Source organism: Pseudomonas sp. GM25 (assembly GCF_000282255.1).
Taxonomy (GTDB): domain Bacteria; phylum Pseudomonadota; class Gammaproteobacteria; order Pseudomonadales; family Pseudomonadaceae; genus Aquipseudomonas; species Aquipseudomonas aphyarum.
In genome coordinates this window covers 110,241-131,249 of the sequence record NZ_AKJQ01000029.1, presented here as the reverse complement: position 1 = coordinate 131,249, position 21,009 = coordinate 110,241, and the positions used below count along the sequence as shown (strand labels likewise).

The following is a 21,009-nucleotide window of genomic DNA, read 5'->3' as shown; positions in this document are numbered from 1 at the left end:
CGACCGCAAGCGCGGCGGCGCATCGATGCGCGGGTGGAAAAACTGGGCATTATCCGTTGCGAAGACGGGCTTGCCAACCTTAGCAGGCAGGATGTGGATGTGTGGTGACAATTCGGCCGGTTGCCCGGTCAGTACAGATCCACCGGATCGACATCCAGCGACCAGCGCACCGCCCGGCCGCTTGGCATCTGTTCCAGCACCAGCAACCAGCTCGCCAGCAATCGGTGCAGTGGCGCCCGGGCCGTGGCCTGCAACAGCAGCTGCGCGCGGAAGCGTCCGGCCCGGCGTTCCATCGGCGCCGGCACGGGGCCAAGCAGTTCAATGCCGGTCAGGTTCTGTTCGGCCAGCAAACGCTCGGCCTCGCTGCACGCCTCATCGAGAAAGCCTTCGGCCTGCCCCGGCTTGTGCGCTTCGGCGCGCAGCAGAGCGAGGTGGGCAAACGGTGGCAGTCCGGCGGCGCGGCGTTCGCTCAGGGCCTGCTCGGCGAAGGCGAAGTAACCCTGCTCGGTCAGTTGCACCAATAAAGGATGGTCGGCCAGATGCGTCTGGATGATCACCTTGCCCGGTTCTTCCGCCCGCCCGGCCCGGCCGGCGACCTGCACGATCAACTGCGCCATGCGCTCGCTGGCGCGGAAGTCGCCGGAAAACAGCCCGCCGTCGGCATCGAGGATTGATACCAGCGTCACCCGAGGGAAGTGGTGACCCTTGGCCAACATCTGGGTGCCGACCAGAATGCACGGCTGGCCTTTCTGGATCGTGGCGAACAGCTGATTCATCGCGTCCTTGCGCGACGTGCTGTCACGGTCGACGCGCAACACCGGATAATCCGGAAACAGAATCGCCAGCCGTTCCTCAGCCCGCTCGGTGCCGGCGCCCACGGGGCGCAGATCGACCTTGTTGCACTTCGGGCACTGGCGCGGCACGCGCTCGACGTAACCGCAGTGGTGGCAGCGCAGTTCGCCGTAGCGCTGGTGCACCGTCATTCGCGCATCGCAGCGCTGGCACTCGGACATCCAGCCGCAATCGTGGCACAGCAGAGTCGGGGCAAACCCCCGGCGGTTGAGGAACACCAATACCTGCTGGCCGGCGGCGAGGGTCTGGCCGATGGCTTGCTGCATCGGCCCGGAAATGCCGCTGTCCAGTGGACGGCTTTTCACATCGAGGCGCAGGAAACGCGGCTGCTTGGCGCCGCCGGCCCGTTCGTTCAGGCGTAGGAGTCCGTAGCGACCGGTGTAGGCGTTGTGCAGGCTTTCCAGGGATGGGGTCGCGGAGCCGAGCACGATCGGGATGTTTTCCTGCCGCGCCCGCACCAGCGCCAGATCCCGAGCGTGGTAGCGCAGGCCTTCCTGCTGTTTATAGGAGCCGTCGTGTTCTTCGTCGATGATGATCAGCCCCGGATTCTTCATCGGGGTGAACAGCGCCGAGCGGGTGCCGATAATAATGTCGGCCTCGCCATCGCGGGCAGCGAGCCAGGCATCAAGACGATCACGGTCATTGACCGCCGAGTGCAGCAGGGCGATGCGTGCATTGAAGCGTTGTTCGAAGCGGGCGAGGGTCTGCGGGCCGAGGTTGATCTCCGGGATCAGTACCAGCGCCTGCTTGCCGGCCTCGAGGGTTTCGCGGATCAACTGCAAATAGACTTCGGTCTTGCCGCTGCCGGTGACCCCGGCCAGCAGGAACGCGTGATAACTGTCGAACCCGGCGCGAATTGCCTCGTAGGCGGCGCGTTGTTCGCTGTTGAGCGGCAACTCCGGCTGGGCCAGCCAATGTTCATGGCGCGCGCCGGGGGCGTGACGGCGCACTTCGACCTGCACCAGATCCTTCGCCAGCAGCAGATCAAGGCTGTCCTTGCTCAGCATCAGTTTGCTCAGCAACTGATGGGCGACGCCGTGGGGATGCTGGGCCAGCGTCGCCAGGGCTTCACGCTGGCGCGGGGCGCGGGCGATGCGCGGGTCATCGAGGCTGGCGCCGGGAGCGGCGGACCAGAAGCGTTCCTGACGGGCCTCGGCCAGTTCGCCCTGACGCAATAGCACCGGCAACGCCCAGCTCAGCGTGTCGCCGAGGCTGTGCTGATAATATTGAGCCGTCCACAGGCACAGCTTGAACAGCGCCGGCGGTAGCGGAGCGGTGGCGTCGAGCAGCGCCAGTGCCGGTTTGAGCTTTTCCACCGGCACTTCGCTGGTGTCGGTGACCTCCACCAGAATCCCGATCATCTCCCGTCGGCCGAACGGCACCCGCAGGCGCATGCCCGGTTGCAACTGCGAACGCAGCACGCCGGCCGGGGCCCGATAGTCGAACAGGCGGCGCAGGGGCGAAGGCAGGGCGAGGCGCAGAATGGCGTCGGGCACGCGGGGAGTTCTCGATGCTGGGGCGGTAAAGAAGGCCGGGAGCCTAGCAGACGGTCGGTCTCAGCGACAGCTTGCGTGATTGCAAAGGTCTGGTAGAATCCGCGGCCTAATTACGTGCGGTATTCAACAATCGTGTTGGATGGCGGCACGCCAGCTGAGGAAAACACCATGAAAGCCGATATCCACCCGAATTACCCAGAAGTTGCAGTAACTTGCAGCTGCGGCAACAAGTTCGAAACCCGTTCGACCTTCGGCAAAGCCCTGGCGATCGACGTTTGCAACGAGTGCCACCCGTTCTACACCGGTAAGCAGAAGACTCTGGACACCGGTGGTCGCGTTCAGAAGTTCGCCGACCGTTTCGGTGCTTTCGGCGCGAAAAAGGCCTAAGGCCCTTCATTCTGGAAAACCTCAGCGGCTTTTCCGGTCTGATGAAAAAGGCGTCCCTTGCGGGCGCCTTTTTTGTGTCCGCGATTTGGCTCTCCGCCGCCCAGGCCTTCTGCCCGGCGCCGGCCGGGCTGGACAGCGCCACGGTGCAGCGGGTGGTCGACGGCGACACCCTGCGCCTGAGCGACGGGCGTAATGTGCGGATGATCGGCCTTAATACGCCCGAGCTCGGCAAGCAGGGTCGCAGCGACGAGCCGTTTGCGGTAGTGGCGCGCAAGCGTCTCGAAGCCCTGGTCGCCGAGAGCGACGGGCGAGTTGGCCTGCGACTCGGCGTTGAGTCCAAGGATCGTTACGGACGAACCCTGGCCCATGTTTTCAGCGCCAAGGGTGAGAATCTCGAAGCGCAAATGCTCGCCGATGGCCTCGGTTTCCAGGTCGCGGTGGCGCCGAATGTCGATCTGGTCGATTGCCAGCAAGACGCCGAGCGCCGCGCGCGAAAGGCCGGGCTGGGCCTGTGGAAGCGCTCTCCTGTACTGAAAGCGGAGCAGATCGAGCGCTCTGGTTTTGCCGTGGTCAGCGGTCGTGTGAGCAAGGTTCAACGCAATCGCGGCGGAATCTGGATCGAGTTGCAGGACAAGCTTGTACTGCGCGTTGCACCCAATCTGCTGGATCGCTTCGACGCCGCCTCTCTGCAGGCGTTGAAGGGCAAGCAGATCGAGGCCCGTGGCTGGGTGGTCGACCGTTCCCGGCGCGGCGGACTGAAATCAGGTCAGGCGCGCTGGCTGTTGCCGCTGACCAATCCTTCGATGCTTCAGTCGTCCCGCTGAATAAAAAGTTGTAGACATTTTTTCTGTCGATTGTGAACAGTCTAGCCCTTGTGCGCCGTGGCTCTTGGCCAAAAGTCGTAGGGCAGGGCGCTTGACAGGGGTGACCGGGCAGTCTTGTGGGGACTTTGCGAGGCGCGTATCCTCGCTGACCAGTCTGTCCAACAGTAAAAAGCGGAATGCCAAAATGTCTGATCTGAAAACTGCCGCTCTCGAATATCATGCCAATCCTCGTCCAGGAAAGCTGAGTGTCGAGCTCACCAAGGCCACTGCTACCGCCCGCGACCTGTCGCTGGCCTACAGCCCCGGCGTAGCTGAACCAGTGCGCGAGATCGCCCGCGATCCTGAACTGGCCTACAAGTACACCGGCAAGGGCAACCTGGTTGCAGTCATTTCCGATGGCACCGCGATTCTGGGCCTGGGTAACCTCGGCCCACTGGCTTCCAAGCCAGTGATGGAAGGTAAAGGCGTGCTGTTCAAGCGCTTCGCCGGCATCGACGTCTTCGACATCGAAGTCGACTCCGAAAGCCCGCAAGCCTTCATCGACACCGTAAAACGCATTTCCATCACCTTCGGTGGCATCAACCTGGAAGACATCAAGGCGCCTGAGTGCTTTGAGATCGAACGTGCTCTGATCGAGCAGTGCGACATTCCGGTATTCCACGATGACCAGCACGGCACCGCGATCGTGACCGCTGCGGGCATGATCAACGCCCTGGAAATCGCTGGCAAAACCCTGGCCGACGCCAAGATCGTCTGCCTGGGCGCTGGCGCAGCCGCCATCTCCTGCATGAAACTGCTGGTGAGCATGGGCGCCAAGGTCGAGAACATCTTCATGGTTGACCGTACTGGCGTGATCCACGCTGGCCGTGACGACCTGAACCAGTACAAGGCTGTGTTCGCTCACCCTACCGAGAAACGCACCCTGGACGACGCCATCGAAGGCGCTGACGTATTCGTCGGCCTGTCGGGCCCGAACCTGCTGAGCGCCGAGCAACTCAAGCGCATGGCGGCCAACCCGATCGTCTTCGCCTGCTCCAACCCGGATCCGGAAATCTCCCCGGAACTGGCTCACGCCACCCGTAACGACGTGATCATGGCCACCGGCCGTTCGGACTACCCGAACCAGGTCAACAACGTGCTGGGCTTCCCGTTCATCTTCCGTGGTGCCCTGGACGTTCGCGCCAAGCGCATCAACGAAGAAATGAAGATCGCTGCCGCCAACGCCCTGCGCGAACTGGCCAAGCTGCCGGTGCCTCAGGAAGTCTGCGACGCCTACGGCGGTATCTCCCTGGAATTCGGCCGTGAGTACATCATTCCGAAGCCAATGGACAAACGCCTGATCACCGTGATCTCCGACGCCGTGGCCAAGGCCGCGATCGAGACCGGTGTGGCGACCCTGCCGTATCCGAAGAACTACCCGCTGAAAAGCGTGGATGACGTGTTCAACGGCTAAGTCGTTGTAGCGCTTCAACCGAAAGCCCCGGTTCGTGAGAGTCGGGGCTTTTTTGTGCCTGTTGATTTTGGGGTGATCTTAAGGGCCTCTTCGCGGGCAAGCCCGCTCCCACAGGGTTTTGTGGCGTTCACAAATGGAGCGTACACCCGGTTACTGTGGGAGCGGGCTTGCCCGCGAAGAGGCCGGCCCAGACAACACAAAAATGAACAGGTAATAAAAAGCCCCGCACTTCAATCGAAGGCGGGGCTTTTTAGCGGTTCAGGATCAGGATCAGAACAGATCGATCGGCGCCTGCTCATCCGCTGGCAGCGGACTGCCCGGCACGGTGCCATTGCCGATCTCGTTGACCGACGGTGGCGTGTCCTCAGCCTTGAACAGCTCGAAGTAGGCCCCCGGCGTGCTCGGCGATGCCGCGCGACCGCTGACCGGGTCCACCCGCAGGCTGAGGATGCCTTCCGGCTCCGGCTGGACATGCGGTGGCTTGTCCTTGAGCGCGGCGGCCATGTAGTTCATCCAGATCGGCAGTGCCACGGTGCCGCCGAACTCCCGGCGACCGAGGCTTTCCGGCTGGTCGAAACCGGTCCACACGGTGGTCACGTAATCGGCGTTGTAACCGGAGAACCACGCATCCTTGGATTCGTTGGTGGTACCGGTCTTGCCCGCGATGTCGCTGCGGCCCAGGGCCAGTGCGCGACGGCCGGTGCCAAGCTTGATCACGTCCTGCAGCATGCTGTTGAGGATGTAAGTAGTGCGGCCATCGACGATGCGCTCGGCAACTGCCGGTGCTTGCGGCACGGCGGCGTTGCCCGGCGCTTCACCCGGAACCGGCGCTGCATTGACGGTAAACGATTCGGTAGCGGGGGCCGCGATACCGTCGGTGGCCGCGCCGCCCTGCGGTACGGTCGGCGGATTGGCGACGAACAGCGTGTCGCCGTTGCGGCTTTCGATCTTGTCGATGATGTACGGGGTGATCTTGTAGCCGCCGTTGGCGAAGGTGCTCCAGCCGGTGGCGATTTCCATTGGCGTCAGGGTCGCGGTGCCCAGCGCCAGGGACAGGTTTGGTGGCAGGTCCTGCTTGTTGAAGCCGAAGCGGGTGATGTAGTCGATGGTCTTGCCCACGCCCATCGCCTGCAACAGGCGGATCGACACCAGGTTGCGCGACTTGTACAGCGCCTCACGCAAACGGATCGGGCCGAGGAAGGTGTTGGTGTCGTTCTTCGGACGCCAGACCTTGTCCAGGTACTCGTCGACGAACACGATCGGTGCGTCGTTGACCAGGCTGGCGGCGGTGTAGCCGTTATCCAGTGCGGCGCTGTAGACGAACGGCTTGAAGCTCGAGCCCGGTTGACGCTTGGCCTGCATCGCGCGGTTGTAGTTGCTCTGCTCGAAGGCGAAACCGCCGACCAGCGAACGGATCGCGCCGTTCTGCGGATCCAGCGACACCAGCGCGCCTTGCGCCTGTGGGATCTGACTGAACTTCAGCGAATTGTTCGGCTGGCGCTGCACGCGAACCAGGTCGCCGATCTGTGCCACATCCGACGGCTGACGCGGATTGGCGCCCATGCTGTTGGTATTGAGGAACGGTCGCGCCCATTTCATGGTGTCCCACGCCACGTGCTCTTCGCCGGTGCGGGTCAGCACTTGCAGGCCGGTCTTGTCGACCTGGGTGACGATGGCCGGCTCGAGGCTGCTGATGGTGCGTTGCTTGGTCAGTTCGGTGGCCCAGGCTTCACGGGTCTTGCCCGGCAGGCGCGATTCAGGGCCACGGTAGCCGTGGCGCTGATCGTAGGTCATCAGGCCTTCGTGCAAAGCTGTGTTGGCCATTTCCTGGAGGTTGCTCGGCACCGTGGTGGTGACGCGGAAACCTTCGGTATAGGCGTCGCTGCCGTAGCGGCCGACCATTTCCGCACGGGCCATTTCGGCGATGTACGGCGCGTTCACTTCCGGGGTCGGCACATGATAGCTGGCGTTCAGCGGCTCGTTGATCGCGGCGGTGTAGTCGGCCTCGGTGATCTTGCCGAGCTTGTACATGCGGCCGAGGATCCAGTCGCGACGCTCCTTGCTGCGCGCCGGGTTGGCCAACGGGTTGAAGCGCGACGGGGCTTTCGGCAGGCCGGCGATCATCGCCATCTGCGCCAGGCTGACTTCGCGGATCGACTTGCCGTAATACACCTGCGCCGCCGCCTCGATGCCGTAGGCGCGGTTGCCCAGATAGATCTTGTTCACGTACAGCTCAAGGATCTCGTCCTTGGTCAGCTGCCGTTCGATCTGCAGGGCCAGAAGGATTTCAGTGGTCTTGCGCGAGAAGCTGCGTTCGCTGGTCAGGAAGAAGTTCTTCGCCACCTGCATGGTGATGGTGCTGCCGCCGGACTGGATGTGACCGCTCTTGACCAGTTGGGTCGCGGCACGCATCAGGCTGCTCGGATCGACGCCATAGTGATTGGCGAAGTTGTCGTCTTCAGCACTTAGTAACGCATTGATGAAATTGGGGGGAATGTCGGCGAAACGGATCGGTGTGCGGCGCATTTCGCCAAATTCTGCGATCAACTTGTTGTCGCTGCTGTAGACCCGGAGCGGAATCTGCAACTGAATGCTTCTCAGCGCCTCCACAGATGGCAAACCCGGACTAAGGTAAAGAAACGCGCCGCTGAGACCTAAAAGCAGTCCGCAGAAAACGGCGACGATGGACCAACCGAAAAATTTCAGCAGACGAATCAAGGCTTTTGGACATCCACGGCAAAGAATGAATTGGGCGACAGGGTTCCGGGAAACACACAGAACGACCCGCGCCGGCAGTAAAAAGCGGAAAAAATCGCTGGGCATTATAAGCACTTTTCCGCTGGGGGCGTCATTTGCGCTTCTGTCAAGACGGGGCGAGGGAACGCAATGCGCATTACAGAGTCCGTAACTCACGGATAGTCATAGGGAATTGGTAGTGCTAGGACTCTTCAATAAAAAGGCCAATACGTTACTGGGGATCGACATCAGCTCCACATCGGTGAAGCTGCTGGAGCTGAGCCGTCAGGGTGAGCGCTACCGGGTCGAGGCGTACGCGGTGGAGCCGTTGCCGGCGAGTGCCGTGGTCGAAAAGAACATCGCCGAGCTCGAGGGCGTCGGCCAGGCCCTGTCCCGGGTGCTGGTCAAGGCGCGCACCGGGCTGAAAACCGTGGCGGTGGCGGTGGCCGGTTCTGCGGTGATCACCAAGGTCATCGAGATGGACGCCGGGCTGTCCGACGACGAGCTGGAAAACCAGCTCAAGATCGAAGCCGATCAATACATTCCCTATCCGCTGGACGAGGTCGCCATCGACTTCGAAGTCCAGGGCGTTTCGCCGCGCAACCCCGAGCGGGTCAACGTGCTGCTGGCCGCCTGTCGCAAGGAAAACGTCGAAGTCCGCGAAGCGGCGCTCGCACTGGCCGGGCTGACGGCGCGGGTGGTGGATGTCGAGGCTTATGCGCTGGAGCGCTCGTTTGGCCTGCTGGCTACGCAACTGGCCGCGTCACAGGATCGTCTGACGGTGGCCGTGGTCGACATCGGCGCCACCATGACTACCCTCAGCGTCCTGCACAACGGTCGGATCATCTACACCCGCGAGCAGCTGTTCGGCGGTCGACAGCTGACCGAGGAAATCCAGCGCCGTTATGGCCTGACCCTTGAACAGGCGGGACTCGCCAAGAAGCAGGGCGGCCTGCCGGACGACTACGTCAGCGAGGTGCTGCAACCGTTTCGCGAGGCACTGGTGCAGCAGGTGTCGCGCTCCCTGCAGTTCTTTTTCGCTTCCGGTCAGTACAACGCTGTCGACCACATTCTGCTGGCCGGCGGCACGGCGTCGGTGCCCGGGCTCGACCGGCTGATCGAAGAACGCCTGAACACCCCGACCCAGGTTGCCAACCCGTTTTCCGACATGGCCTTGAGCAGCAAGGTCAACGCCGGGGCCCTGGCGAGCGATGCGCCGGCCCTGATGATTGCCTGCGGGCTCGCGCTCAGGAGTTTCGACTGATGGCGCGGATCAATCTTTTACCCTGGCGCGAGGAGCGTCGCGAAGAGCGGCGCAAACGCTTCCTGCTGGCCTTGACCGGCGTGGTGGTCGGTTCGGTCGGGGCGGTGCTCATTGCCGACCAGATCATCAGCGCCGCCATCGCGCGGCAGGTCGCGCGCAATGACTACATCGGCAAGCAGATCGCCGTGGTCGACGAACGGATCAAGCAGATCAGCGAGCTCAAGGCCCATCGTCAGCAACTGGTGGAGCGCATGCGCATCATCCAGGACTTGCAGGGCAACCGGCAGATCAGCGGGCGGATCTTCGATCAGCTGGCGCGCACCTTGCCCGACGGGGTGTATTTCACCGACGTGAAGATGGTCGGCAAGACCCTGTCGATCAGCGGCGCGGCGGAGTCGAACAATCGGGTGTCCGACCTGATGCGCAATCTCGATGCCTCCGACTGGTTCGATGCGCCCAACCTCAATGAAGTGAAAGCCACCACCGCTGGCCAGGTGGATCAGGCCAACGTCTTTCAGCTGACCGTTCGCCAGACTCGACCCCGGATCGAGGAGGACGACCAATGAAGCCGTCCGAGTGGCTGGACAGCCTGCGCAATGTCGATTTCAACGACCTGGACACCAGCAACATCGGCTCCTGGCCGCCAGTGGTCAAAAGCCTGGCCGGCGGGCTGTTGATGGTGCTGGTTCTGGCGCTTGGCTATAACTTTTTCATCAGTGACCTGGAGAATCAGCTCGAGCTCAAGCGTGAGGAGGAAATCACCCTCAAGGAACAGTTTGCGAGCAAGGCGCACATGGCGGCCAATCTGGAGCTGTACACCCAGCAGATGAAAGAGATGGAAAATTCGTTCGGCGTGCTGTTGCGGCAATTGCCCAGTGACACCGAAGTGCCGGGGTTGCTGGAAGACATCACCCGCACTGGGCTGGGCAGCGGTCTTGAATTCGAAGAGATCAAGCTGCTGCCGGAGGTCACCCAGCAGTTCTACATCGAGCTGCCCATCCAGATCACCGTGACCGGTGCCTACCACGACCTTGCGACCTTCGTCAGTGGCGTGGCCGGGTTGCCCCGCATCGTCACCCTGCACGATTTCGAGCTGGCGCCGGCCAATCCCGAAGGCGGGCCGAAGTTGCGCATGAGCATTCTCGCCAAGACCTACCGCTACAACGACAAGGGGCTGCAAAAATGAGCCCGATCCGTTTTATCGCCTTGTCGGCATTGTTATTGATGCTCGGTGGCTGTGGCGGCGATGACTTCAGTGACCTCGACGCCTACATGAATGAAGTGCGCCTGCGTCCGCCGGGCAAGATCGAGCCGACCCCGACCTTCCGCTCCTACCCGACATTCACCTACAGCGCCGCCAACTTGCGCAGTCCGTTTTCGCGTCAGTTGCGGGTCGATCTGGCCGGGCAGAAACACGGCTCGCGCGACGTGAAACCCGATCCCAACCGGGTCAAGCAATACCTCGAAGGTTTCAACATCGAGCAGTTTGAAATGGTCGGCACGATTGCCAACGCCTCTGGTTCCTTCGCGTTGCTGCGGGGGGCGGGCGGGGTCCATCGGCTCAAGGTCGGCGATTACCTGGGCCGTAACGACGGGCGGATCGTTGCGATCAGCGCTTCACAGGTCGAGGTGGTGGAAATCGTTCCGGATGGCCAGGGCGCCTGGCTTGAGCGGCCGCGCACCATTCCTTTGAAAGAGCACTCATAAGTGGAAGTCGAATAATGAACAGGATTTTTTCCACCCTCGGTTTTTCGCTATGGATGGCGCTGCTTTCACCGATGGTACAGGCAGCCAATCTGAAGGCGCTGGACGTCGCGGCACTGCCGGGCGACCGGGTCGAGCTGAAGCTGTCATTCGACGGCCCGCCTCCGCAGCCCAAGGGCTACACCACCGATTCGCCGGCGCGGATCGCCCTCGATCTACCGGGTGTCGCAAGTCAGTTGGCGAGCAAGACCCGTGACCTGGGCAGCGGTAATGCCCGCACGGCCACGGTGGTCGAGGCCAATAACCGGACGCGGCTGATCATCAGCCTGACGCAACTGGCGCCGTACGACACCCGGGTCGAAGGCAATACGGTATTCGTGGTGGTCGGGCAAGGCAGCAAAGCCGCTGCCCCGCGTCCGGCGGCTCGTGCACCGCGCGCAGCAACTGCGGCAGCGCCGATCCGGACCTTTGCGCCAACCGCCAGAGCCATTCGCGGTGTGGATTTCCAGCGTGGCACGGCGGGCGAGGGCAACGTGGTCATCGACCTGTCCGATCCAGCCATCGCACCGGATATTCAGGAACACGACGGCAAGATCATCCTCAATTTCGCCCGTACCCAATTGCCCGAACCGCTGCGGGTGCGCCTCGACGTCAAGGATTTCGCCACCCCGGTGCAGTTCGTCAATGCCGGTGTCAGCGGTGATCGCGCGACGATCACCGTCGAACCCAACGGTACGTTCGACTATTCCACTTACCAGACCGACAACAAGCTGACCGTCAGCATCCGGCCGTTGACCGTCGATGACCTGCAAAAGCGCAACGCCGACCGCAACAGCTATAACGGCGAAAAGCTCTCTCTCAACTTTCAGGACATCGATGTGCGTTCGGTGCTGCAACTGATCGCCGACTTCACCAACCTCAATCTGGTGGCCAGCGATACGGTGCAGGGCGGAATCACCTTGCGCCTGCAGAACGTACCGTGGGATCAGGCGCTGGATCTAGTGCTCAAGACCAAAGGCCTGGACAAGCGCAAGGTCGGCAACGTGTTGCTGGTGGCGCCGGCCGATGAAATCGCTGCGCGTGAGCGGCAGGAACTGGAGTCGCAGAAACAGATCGCCGAACTGGCGCCGCTGCGCCGCGAGCTGCTGCAAGTGAACTATGCCAAGGCTGCGGACATCGCCAAGCTGTTCCAGTCGGTCACCAGCGCCGAGGCCAAGGTCGACGAGCGGGGTTCGATCACCGTCGATGAGCGGACCAACAACATCATTGCCTACCAGACCCAGGATCGCCTCGACGAGCTGCGGCGGATCGTGGCGCAACTGGATATTCCGGTGCGTCAGGTGATGATCGAGGCGCGGATCGTCGAGGCCAACGTCGACTACGACAAGAGCCTGGGCGTGCGCTGGGGCGGTTCGATCCAGAACAAGGGCAACTGGAACACTTCCGGGGTCAGTAACGGCTCGTCGACCACCATTGGCACGCCGGGCAGCACCAGCACCAACTCGCCGTTCGTCGACATGGGCACGGTCAACAACACGTCCGGGATCGGCATCGCGTTCATCACCGACAACGTCTTGCTCGACCTTGAGCTGACCGCGATGGAAAAGACCGGCAACGGCGAAATCGTCTCGCAGCCCAAAGTGGTCACCTCCGACAAGGAGACTGCGAAGATCCTCAAGGGCACCGAGATTCCGTATCAGGAAGCCAGCTCCAGCGGCGCTACGTCGGTGTCCTTCAAGGAGGCGTCGCTGTCGCTGGAAGTGACGCCGCAGATCACCCCGGACAACCGCATCATCATGGAGGTCAAGGTCACCAAGGACGAACCGGACTACCTGAACAAAGTGCAGGATGTACCGCCGATCAAGAAAAACGAGGTCAATGCCAAGGTGCTGGTGAACGACGGCGAGACCATCGTGATTGGGGGCGTTTTCTCAAATACTCAAAGCAAGGTTGTAGATAAGGTGCCATTTCTTGGCGATGTGCCGTATCTTGGCCGCCTTTTCCGGCGTGATGTGGTTTCGGAGAAAAAATCCGAGCTGCTGGTATTTCTCACTCCGCGTATCATGAATAACCAGGCGATTGCTGTGAGTCGTTGATTCTGTGCGAAATTTGATTCTTGTAGGACCGATGGGGGCTGGAAAAAGCACCATCGGCCGATTACTGGCCAAAGAGCTGCGCCTGCCGTTCAAGGATTCCGACAAGGAAATTGAACTGCGTACGGGCGCCAATATCCCGTGGATCTTCGACAAGGAAGGCGAGCCCGGCTTTCGTGACCGTGAGCAGGCGATGATCGCCGAGCTGTGCGCGTTCGACGGCGTGGTGCTGGCGACCGGCGGCGGCGCGGTGATGCGCGATGCCAACCGCAAGGCCCTGCACGAGGGCGGGCGGGTGGTGTATCTGCACGCCTCCGTCGAGCAGCAGGTCGGCCGCACCTCTCGCGACCGCAACCGGCCGTTGCTGCGCACCGCCAATCCGGAGAAAACCCTGCGCGACCTGCTGGCGATCCGTGATCCGCTCTATCGGGAAATCGCCGATCTGGTGGTGGAAACCGACGAGCGGCCACCGCGCATGGTCGTGCTCGATATTCTCGACCGCCTGCAGCAACTTCCGCCCCGTTAAAGCGCCGCACGAAATGCGCTATCCTCGGCGACCTGTAATGGCCGCCAAGGGTTGTGGCGGATGGCGTGCGAGTGGCGTCACACCAGCACATGCCGTGAACATTCGATAATTCCAGGCAGGACGCCTGCTTCATCTTCATCGTGGGGACACATGCAGACACTCAAGGTCGACCTAGGCGAGCGCAGCTACCCGATTCACATTGGCGAAGGATTACTGGACCAGCCTGAGCTGCTGGCCCCGCATATCCACGGGCGGCAAGTGGCAATCATCTCCAACGAGACCGTTGCGCCGCTCTATCTCGAACGTCTGACCCGCAGCCTGGCGCAGTTCTCGGTGGTTTCCGTGGTGCTGCCCGACGGCGAAGCCTTCAAGAACTGGGAAACCCTGCAACTGATCTTCGACGGCCTGCTGACCGCTCGTCATGACCGCCGCACCACGGTGATCGCCCTCGGCGGCGGTGTGATCGGCGACATGGCCGGTTTCGCGGCCGCCTGCTACCAGCGCGGCGTCGATTTCATCCAGATCCCTACCACGCTGCTGTCCCAGGTCGATTCGTCGGTGGGCGGCAAGACCGGGATCAACCATCCGCTGGGCAAGAACATGGTCGGCGCGTTCTATCAGCCGAATGTGGTGCTGATCGATACCGCGTCCCTGAAAACCCTGCCAGCGCGCGAGCTGTCGGCCGGCCTGGCGGAAGTCATCAAATACGGTCTGATCTGCGACGAACCGTTCCTGACCTGGCTTGAGGAAAACGTCGACGCCCTGCGTGCGCTGGATCAAACGGCCCTGACCTACGCCATCGAGCGCTCCTGCGCTGCCAAGGCGGCGGTGGTCGGCGCCGACGAGAAGGAAACCGGCGTACGGGCCACCCTCAATCTCGGCCACACCTTTGGCCACGCCATCGAAACCCACATGGGCTATGGTGTCTGGTTGCATGGCGAAGCGGTCGCTGCTGGCACCGTGATGGCGCTGGAAATGTCCGCGCGCCTGGGCTGGATCAGCGAGCAGGAGCGCGATCGCGGCATCCGCCTGTTCCAGCGTGCCGGTCTGCCGGTGATCCCGCCGGAAGAGATGACCGAAGCCGATTTTCTTGAACACATGGCAATTGACAAAAAAGTGATCGACGGTCGCTTGCGCCTGGTGCTGCTGCGCCGGATGGGCGAAGCGGTGGTGACCGACGATTATCCGAAAGAGGTTCTACAGGCCACGCTGGGAGCGGATTACCGCGCTCTGGCTCAGCTTAAAGGTTAATAAGATTCCGATGACTAGTTTGCATGCCGACGAGGCGTTCCTCGGCCATTTCCAGTTAAGTCACGACCCTTTCGCGCCGCGGGTGCCGGGCTTCAAATTCTTCCCGGCCCAGCGCAAGCCGGTGCTGGGTCAACTGCATCATCTGGCGCGTTACAGTCAGTTGCTGCTGGTGGTCACCGGCCCGCAGGGCAGCGGCAAGACCCTGCTGCGTCAGGCGCTGGTTGCCAGCACCAACAAGCAATCGGTGCAGAGCGTCGTCGTTTCCGCCCGTGGCGCTGGCGATGCAGCCGGTGTGCTGCGCCAGATCGCCCAGGCGCTCGACGTGGCGCAGGCCGAAGTCGGGGCGATCCTCGATCAGGTCGTGCAGCTCGCGCTGACGGGTCAGGAAGTCTATCTGCTGGTGGACGATGCCGAGCAGCTCGACGAGTCCGCGCTTGAAGCGCTGATGGCGCTGGGCGCCGGCGCGCCGGAAGGCCGCCCGCATGTGTTCCTGTTCGGTGAGTCGTCGCTGATCGCGCAGCTCGAGGCTTTGCACCTTGAGGAAGAGCGCTTCCACGTCATCGAATTGCAGCCGTACACCGAAGAAGAAACCCGCGAGTATCTCGACCAGCGGCTCGAAGGCGCGGGCCGGGGTGTCGAACTTTTCACCGCGGATCAGATCTCTGATATTCACGAAAGCTCCGAGGGTTGGCCCGGCAACATCAACCAGGTCGCTCGCGATGCTCTGATCGAAGTCATGATTGCCAGCCGCTCTGCGGTCAAGCGTCCAAGTATGGGGTTCAACATGCCGAAGAAACACGTATTGGCGATTTCCGCCGTCGTTGTGGTCGCGGTCGCTGCCGCCTGGCTGATGCCGGGTCGCAACAAGGCACCGACCACCGGTGCGCCGGCCAACGAGCAGGCGCAACTGCCATTGGGTCAGGGCACACCGCAGGCGGGTGGCGCGCCGTCCGTCGAATTCAACGGCAATACCCAGCCGATGCCGCTGCCGCTGGTCGGCAACTCGCAACCGGTGATGCGTGGCCCGTTGGCTGAAGCCGCGGGTGGTATCACTGAAGGCGACGACGGCGTGCCGGTTGAAGGCTCCAGCAACACGCCACCTACCGTGACCACCACCGCGCCACCAGCGGGCGTTCAGGCCGGCCCTGCGCCGACCCCGGTTCCAGTTCCGGCACCGAAGCCGACCCCGGCCCCGACCCAGGTCGCGACCGCCAAGCCTGCTCCGGCCGCTCCAGCGGCCAAACCGGCTCCGGCGCCTGCCAAGCCTGTTGCCGCCGCCAAACCGGCCGAGAAGCCGGTCACTGTCGCCAAGGCTGCCGGTGGCAGCTGGTACGCCGGTCAGCCGACCAGCAACTACGTGGTGCAGATCCTCGGCACCAGCTCCGAAGCGACCGCGCAAAGCTTCGTCAAGGAGCAGGGCGGCGAGTACCGTTATTTCAAGAAAGTCCTCAACGGCAAGCCTCTCTACGTGATCACCTACGGCAACTTCGCCAATCGTGATGCAGCCGTTTCTGCCATCAAGGCCTTGCCAGCGAAGGTTCAGGCTGGTAAACCTTGGCCTCGCACTGTCGCCAGCGTCCAACAGGAACTGGCAACAACTCGCTGAAGATTCGGCGGCCTTACCCAGGCCGCCTCTCCAAGCACCTCAAAATTTCTACAAGTGCGCGCCGCCCTTACGGGCCGCGTGCCTTGTGGTGTCTGCGTCACAGTAGTCTTTGAGTCGTTGCGGTCAAAATTAAAAAAGTTTTGACTAGCACAGCAGATCGCTTTAAACCTTTCACAAATGCGACATGAATTTGCGACATTTCGTCGTCAAATTTGTGAGCCTCTGTGTCGCTGTGTACAATGACCACCCTTTTGCCCCCGCTAAGCCGGCGTACGTTCGGCGCGAGATGCAAGTGGTTGAATTGAAAAGAAATTTGCCTCGAAAAGAGGCAGCCTGGTGAGAAAGTGTCTATGAAAGCAGGTCTGTACCAACCAGATGAATTCAAGGATAACTGCGGTTTCGGCCTGATAGCCCATATGCAGGGCGAACCCAGTCATACCCTTTTGCAAACGGCCATCGAGGCCCTGACCTGCATGACCCACCGCGGTGGGATTAATGCCGACGGCAAGACCGGTGACGGTTGCGGTCTGCTGATTCAAAAGCCCGACGCGTTCCTGCGTGCCATTGCCCAGGAAACCTTCAGCGTCGAGCTGCCCAAGCAATATGCCGTGGGCATGGTCTTCTTCAATCAGGATCCGGCCAAGGCCGAAGCCGCTCGCGAAAACATGAACCGCGAGATCCTGGCCGAAGGCCTGCAACTGATCGGCTGGCGCAAAGTGCCGATCGACACCAGCGTCCTCGGCCGCCTGGCCCTTGAGCGCCTGCCGCAGATCGAGCAGGTGTACATCGGCGGCGAAGGCCTGAGCGATCAGGACATGGCGGTCAAGCTGTTCAGCGCCCGTCGTCGTTCGTCAGTGGCCAACGCCGCCGACACCGACCACTACATCTGCAGCTTTTCCCACAAGACCATCATCTATAAAGGCCTGATGATGCCGGCCGACCTGGCCGCGTTCTATCCGGACCTGAGCGACGAGCGCCTGCAAACCGCGATCTGCGTGTTCCACCAGCGCTTCTCCACCAACACCCTGCCGAAATGGCCGCTGGCCCAGCCATTCCGCTTCCTCGCCCACAACGGCGAGATCAACACCATCACCGGCAACCGCAACTGGGCTCAGGCTCGTCGCACCAAGTTCACCAACGATCTGATGGATCTGGAAGAGCTCGGCCCGCTGGTCAACCGTGTCGGTTCCGACTCCTCGAGCATGGACAACATGCTTGAGTTGATGGTCACCGGCGGCATCGACCTGTTCCGTGGCGTGCGGATGATCATTCCGCCAGCGTGGCAGAACGTCGAAACCATGGACCCGGATCTGCGTGCATTCTACGAGTACAACTCGATGCACATGGAGCCGTGGGACGGCCCGGCCGGCGTGGTAATGACCGACGGTCGCTACGCGGTGTGCCTGCTCGACCGTAACGGTCTGCGCCCGGCGCGCTGGGTCACCACCACCAACGGTTTCATCACCCTGGCGTCGGAAATCGGCGTGTGGGACTACAAGCCTGAAGACGTGATTGCCAAAGGCCGTGTCGGCCCGGGCCAGATCTTCGCCGTGGACACCGAAACCGGGCAGATCCTCGACACCGATGCGATCGACAACCGTCTGAAATCCCGTCATCCATACAAGCAATGGCTGCGCAAGAATGCCCTGCGCATTCAGGCGACCATGGAAGACAACGATCACGGTTCGGCTTTCTACGACGTCGATCAGCTCAAGCAATACATGAAGATGTATCAGGTCACGTTCGAAGAGCGCGATCAGGTACTGCGTCCGCTCGGCGAACAAGGCTACGAAGCCGTTGGCTCGATGGGCGACGACACGCCGATGGCCGTGCTGTCCCAGCGCGTGCGTACGCCGTACGACTATTTCCGCCAGCAGTTCGCCCAGGTGACCAACCCGCCGATCGACCCGCTGCGTGAAGCGATCGTGATGTCGCTGGAAATCTGCCTCGGTGCCGAGCGCAACATCTTCCAGGAATCGCCGGAGCACGCTTCGCGCGTGATCCTCAGCTCGCCGGTCATTTCCCCGGCCAAGTGGCGTTCGCTGATGAACCTCGACCGCCCGGGTTTCGAGCGGCAGATCATCGACCTCAACTACGACGAAAGCGTCGGCCTCGAAGCGGCGATCCGCAACGTCGCCGATCAGGCTGAAGAAGCCGTGCGCGCCGGTCGTACCCAGATTGTTCTGAGCGACCGTCATATCGCCCCGGGCAAACTGCCGATCCACGCCTCGCTGGCCACCGGCGCGGTGCACCACCGCCTGACCGAAAAAGGCCTGCGCTGCGACTCCAACATCTTGGTTGAAACCGCCACCGCGCGCGATCCGCACCACTTCGCGGTGCTGATCGGTTTCGGCGCCTCGGCGGTCTATCCGTTCCTGGCCTACGAAGTGCTGGGCGACCTGATCCGGACCGGTGAAGTCCTGGGCGACCTCTACGAGGTGTTCAAGAACTACCGTAAAGGCATCACCAAAGGCCTGTTGAAGATCCTGTCGAAGATGGGCATCTCGACCATCGCGTCCTATCGCGGTGCTCAGTTGTTCGAAGCCATCGGCCTGTCCGAGGAAGTTTGCGAGCTGAGCTTCCGTGGCGTGCCGAGCCGCATCAAGGGTGCGCGTTTTGTCGACATCGAAGCCGAGCAGAAAGCACTGGCCACCGAAGCCTGGAGTCCGCGCAAGCCGATCCAGCAGGGTGGTCTGCTGAAGTTCGTCCACGGTGGCGAATATCACGCGTACAACCCGGACGTGGTCAACACCCTGCAAGCCGCCGTGCAGCAGGGCGACTACGCCAAATTCAAGGAATACACCTCGCTGGTGGACAACCGTCCGGTGTCGATGATCCGCGACCTGTTCAAGGTCAAGACCCTCGACACGCCGCTGGACATCAGTGAAATCGAACCGCTGGAATCGGTGCTCAAGCGCTTCGACTCCGCCGGTATCTCGCTGGGCGCCCTGTCGCCGGAAGCTCACGAAGCCCTGGCCGAAGCCATGAACCGCCTCGGTGCGCGTTCCAACTCCGGCGAAGGCGGCGAAGACCCGGCGCGCTACGGCACCATCAAGAGCTCGAAAATCAAGCAGGTCGCGACCGGCCGTTTCGGCGTGACCCCGGAATACCTGGTCAACGCCGAAGTGCTGCAGATCAAGGTCGCCCAGGGCGCCAAGCCGGGCGAGGGTGGGCAACTGCCGGGCGGTAAAGTGAACGGGCTGATCGCCAAGCTGCGTTACGCAGTGCCGGGCGTGACCCTGATTTCGCCACCGCCGCACCACGACATCTATTCCATCGAAGACTTGTCGCAACTGATCTTCGACCTGAAACAGGTCAACCCGAAGGCGCTGGTCTCGGTGAAACTCGTGGCTGAAGCAGGCGTCGGCACCATCGCCGCCGGTGTGGCCAAGGCCTATGCGGACTTGATCACCATTTCCGGTTACGACGGTGGCACCGGTGCTTCGCCGCTGACCTCGATCAAGTACGCCGGCGCACCTTGGGAGCTCGGCCTGGCCGAAACCCACCAGACCCTGCGCGGCAACGACCTGCGCGGCAAGGTTCGGGTCCAGACCGACGGCGGCCTGAAAACCGGCCTCGACGTGATCAAGGCAGCCATCCTCGGCGCCGAAAGCTTCGGCTTCGGCACCGCGCCAATGATTGCGCTGGGCTGCAAATACCTGCGTATCTGCCACCTGAACAACTGCGCCACCGGCGTTGCGACTCAGAACGAGAAGCTGCGCAAGGATCACTACATCGGCACCGTCGACATGGTGGTGAACTTCTTCACCTACGTCGCCGAAGAAACCCGTGAGTGGCTGGCCAAGCTGGGCGTGCGTTCCCTCGAAGAGCTGATCGGCCGTACCGATCTGCTGGAAATCCTCGAAGGCCAGACCGCCAAGCAGCATCACCTGGATCTGACTCCGCTGCTGGGCAGCGACCACATCCCGGCGGACAAGCCTCAGTTCTGCGGCGTCGAGCGCAACCCGCCTTTCGACCAAGGCTTGCTGGCCGAGAAAATGGTCGAGATGGCGACATCGGCGATCAACGACCTCAGCGGCGCCGAGTTCGATCTGGATATCTGCAACTGCGACCGTTCGATCGGCGCACGGATCTCCGGCGAAATCGCGCGCAAGCACGGCAACCAGGGCATGGCGAAAGCGCCGATCACCTTCCGCTTCAAGGGCACTGCAGGTCAGAGCTTCGGCGTGTGGAACGCCGGCGGTCTGAACATGTACCTGGAAGGCGACGCCAACGACTACGTCGGCAAAGGCATGACCGGTGGCAAGCTGACCATCGTGCCGCCGAAGGGCAGCGTTTATAAGACTCAGGAAAGCGCCATCATCGGCAACACCTGCCTGTACGGCGCCACGGGCGGCAAGCTGTTCGCCGCCGGCACCGCAGGCGAGCGTTTCGCCGTGCGCAACTCCGGTGCCCACACGGTCGTGGAAGGCACTGGCGATCACTGCTGTGAGTACATGACCGGTGGTTTTGTCTGCGTTCTGGGCAAGACCGGTTACAACTTCGGCTCTGGCATGACCGGCGGTTTCGCCTACGTGCTCGACCAGGACAACACCTTCGTTGACCGGGTCAACCACGAACTGGTGGAAATCCAGCGGATCAGCGGCGAGGCGATGGAAGCCTATCGCAGCCACCTGCAGAACGTGCTGAACGAGTACGTCGCGGAAACCGACAGCGAGTGGGGTCGTGAACTCGCCGAGAACCTCGATGACTACCTGCGTCGTTTCTGGCTGGTCAAGCCGAAGGCTGCCAACCTGAAGTCGTTGCTTTCCAGCACCCGTGCCAACCCGCAGTGATATGCGCCTGAAGAGTTTGAT

14 protein-coding genes are annotated in these 21,009 nt (G+C 62.1%); 12 read left to right on the top strand and 2 right to left on the bottom strand.

What is annotated here, in order from left to right; all coding sequences use genetic code 11:
• Positions 1-128: 128 nt before the first annotated feature.
• On the bottom strand, positions 129-2,348 hold the full coding sequence (locus tag PMI24_RS07395) for a primosomal protein N' (protein ID WP_007952400.1): 2,220 nt from the start codon (positions 2,346-2,348) through the stop codon (positions 129-131).
• 168 nt (positions 2,349-2,516) lie between these two features.
• Between PMI24_RS07395 and rpmE the strand changes: the two genes are divergently transcribed.
• The 3 genes from rpmE to PMI24_RS07380 all read left to right on the top strand — a co-directional run bounded on the left by rpmE (position 2,517) and on the right by PMI24_RS07380 (position 5,012).
• The gene (gene rpmE / locus PMI24_RS07390; RefSeq protein WP_007952398.1) at positions 2,517-2,735 is read left to right on the top strand and encodes a 50S ribosomal protein L31; all 219 of its coding nucleotides are present in this window, start codon (positions 2,517-2,519) and stop codon (positions 2,733-2,735) included.
• 41 nt (positions 2,736-2,776) lie between these two features.
• The gene (locus PMI24_RS07385; RefSeq protein WP_007952396.1) at positions 2,777-3,559 is read left to right on the top strand and encodes a thermonuclease family protein; all 783 of its coding nucleotides are present in this window, start codon (positions 2,777-2,779) and stop codon (positions 3,557-3,559) included.
• 184 nt (positions 3,560-3,743) lie between these two features.
• Positions 3,744-5,012 carry a malic enzyme-like NAD(P)-binding protein gene (locus PMI24_RS07380; RefSeq protein ID WP_007952395.1) on the top strand — a complete coding sequence of 423 codons (1,269 nt, stop codon included), beginning with the start codon at positions 3,744-3,746 and terminating at the stop codon, positions 5,010-5,012.
• A gap of 270 nt (positions 5,013-5,282) precedes the next feature.
• Here the strand turns inward: PMI24_RS07380 and PMI24_RS07375 are convergent, their stop codons facing one another.
• Positions 5,283-7,727, bottom strand: coding sequence for a penicillin-binding protein 1A (locus tag PMI24_RS07375; protein ID WP_375748064.1), 2,445 nt, complete (start codon positions 7,725-7,727; stop codon positions 5,283-5,285).
• 220 nt (positions 7,728-7,947) lie between these two features.
• On the opposite strand from PMI24_RS07375, the gene PMI24_RS07370 reads away from it, so the two are divergent.
• The 9 genes from PMI24_RS07370 to gltB all read left to right on the top strand — a co-directional run bounded on the left by PMI24_RS07370 (position 7,948) and on the right by gltB (position 20,988).
• On the top strand, positions 7,948-9,012 hold the full coding sequence (locus PMI24_RS07370) for a pilus assembly protein PilM (protein ID WP_007952389.1): 1,065 nt from the start codon (positions 7,948-7,950) through the stop codon (positions 9,010-9,012).
• Positions 9,012-9,578, top strand: coding sequence for a PilN domain-containing protein (locus PMI24_RS07365; protein WP_007952387.1), 567 nt, complete (start codon positions 9,012-9,014; stop codon positions 9,576-9,578). Before PMI24_RS07370 ends, PMI24_RS07365 begins: the two co-directional genes overlap by 1 nt.
• Positions 9,575-10,198: a type 4a pilus biogenesis protein PilO gene (pilO, locus tag PMI24_RS07360; protein ID WP_007952384.1), complete on the top strand. Its 624-nt coding sequence runs from the start codon at positions 9,575-9,577 to the stop codon at positions 10,196-10,198. Before PMI24_RS07365 ends, pilO begins: the two co-directional genes overlap by 4 nt.
• Positions 10,195-10,719: a pilus assembly protein PilP gene (locus tag PMI24_RS07355; RefSeq protein ID WP_007952383.1), complete on the top strand. Its 525-nt coding sequence runs from the start codon at positions 10,195-10,197 to the stop codon at positions 10,717-10,719. Before pilO ends, PMI24_RS07355 begins: the two co-directional genes overlap by 4 nt.
• A gap of 14 nt (positions 10,720-10,733) precedes the next feature.
• Positions 10,734-12,812, top strand: a complete 2,079-nt coding sequence (gene pilQ / locus PMI24_RS07350) for a type IV pilus secretin PilQ (protein ID WP_007952382.1) — start codon at positions 10,734-10,736, stop codon at positions 12,810-12,812.
• A 4-nt stretch (positions 12,813-12,816) separates the two neighbouring features.
• The gene (gene aroK, locus PMI24_RS07345) at positions 12,817-13,335 is read left to right on the top strand and encodes a shikimate kinase AroK (protein ID WP_045121685.1); all 519 of its coding nucleotides are present in this window, start codon (positions 12,817-12,819) and stop codon (positions 13,333-13,335) included.
• Positions 13,336-13,485: 150 nt separating this feature from the next.
• The gene (aroB, locus tag PMI24_RS07340) at positions 13,486-14,586 is read left to right on the top strand and encodes a 3-dehydroquinate synthase (protein ID WP_007952380.1); all 1,101 of its coding nucleotides are present in this window, start codon (positions 13,486-13,488) and stop codon (positions 14,584-14,586) included.
• 10 nt (positions 14,587-14,596) lie between these two features.
• Positions 14,597-16,192, top strand: a complete 1,596-nt coding sequence (locus PMI24_RS07335; RefSeq protein WP_007952374.1) for an AAA family ATPase — start codon at positions 14,597-14,599, stop codon at positions 16,190-16,192.
• 350 nt (positions 16,193-16,542) lie between these two features.
• Entirely contained in the window at positions 16,543-20,988 is a 4,446-nt protein-coding gene (gene gltB / locus PMI24_RS07330) for a glutamate synthase large subunit (protein ID WP_007952373.1), read from the top strand.
• Positions 20,989-21,009 lie beyond the last annotated feature (21 nt).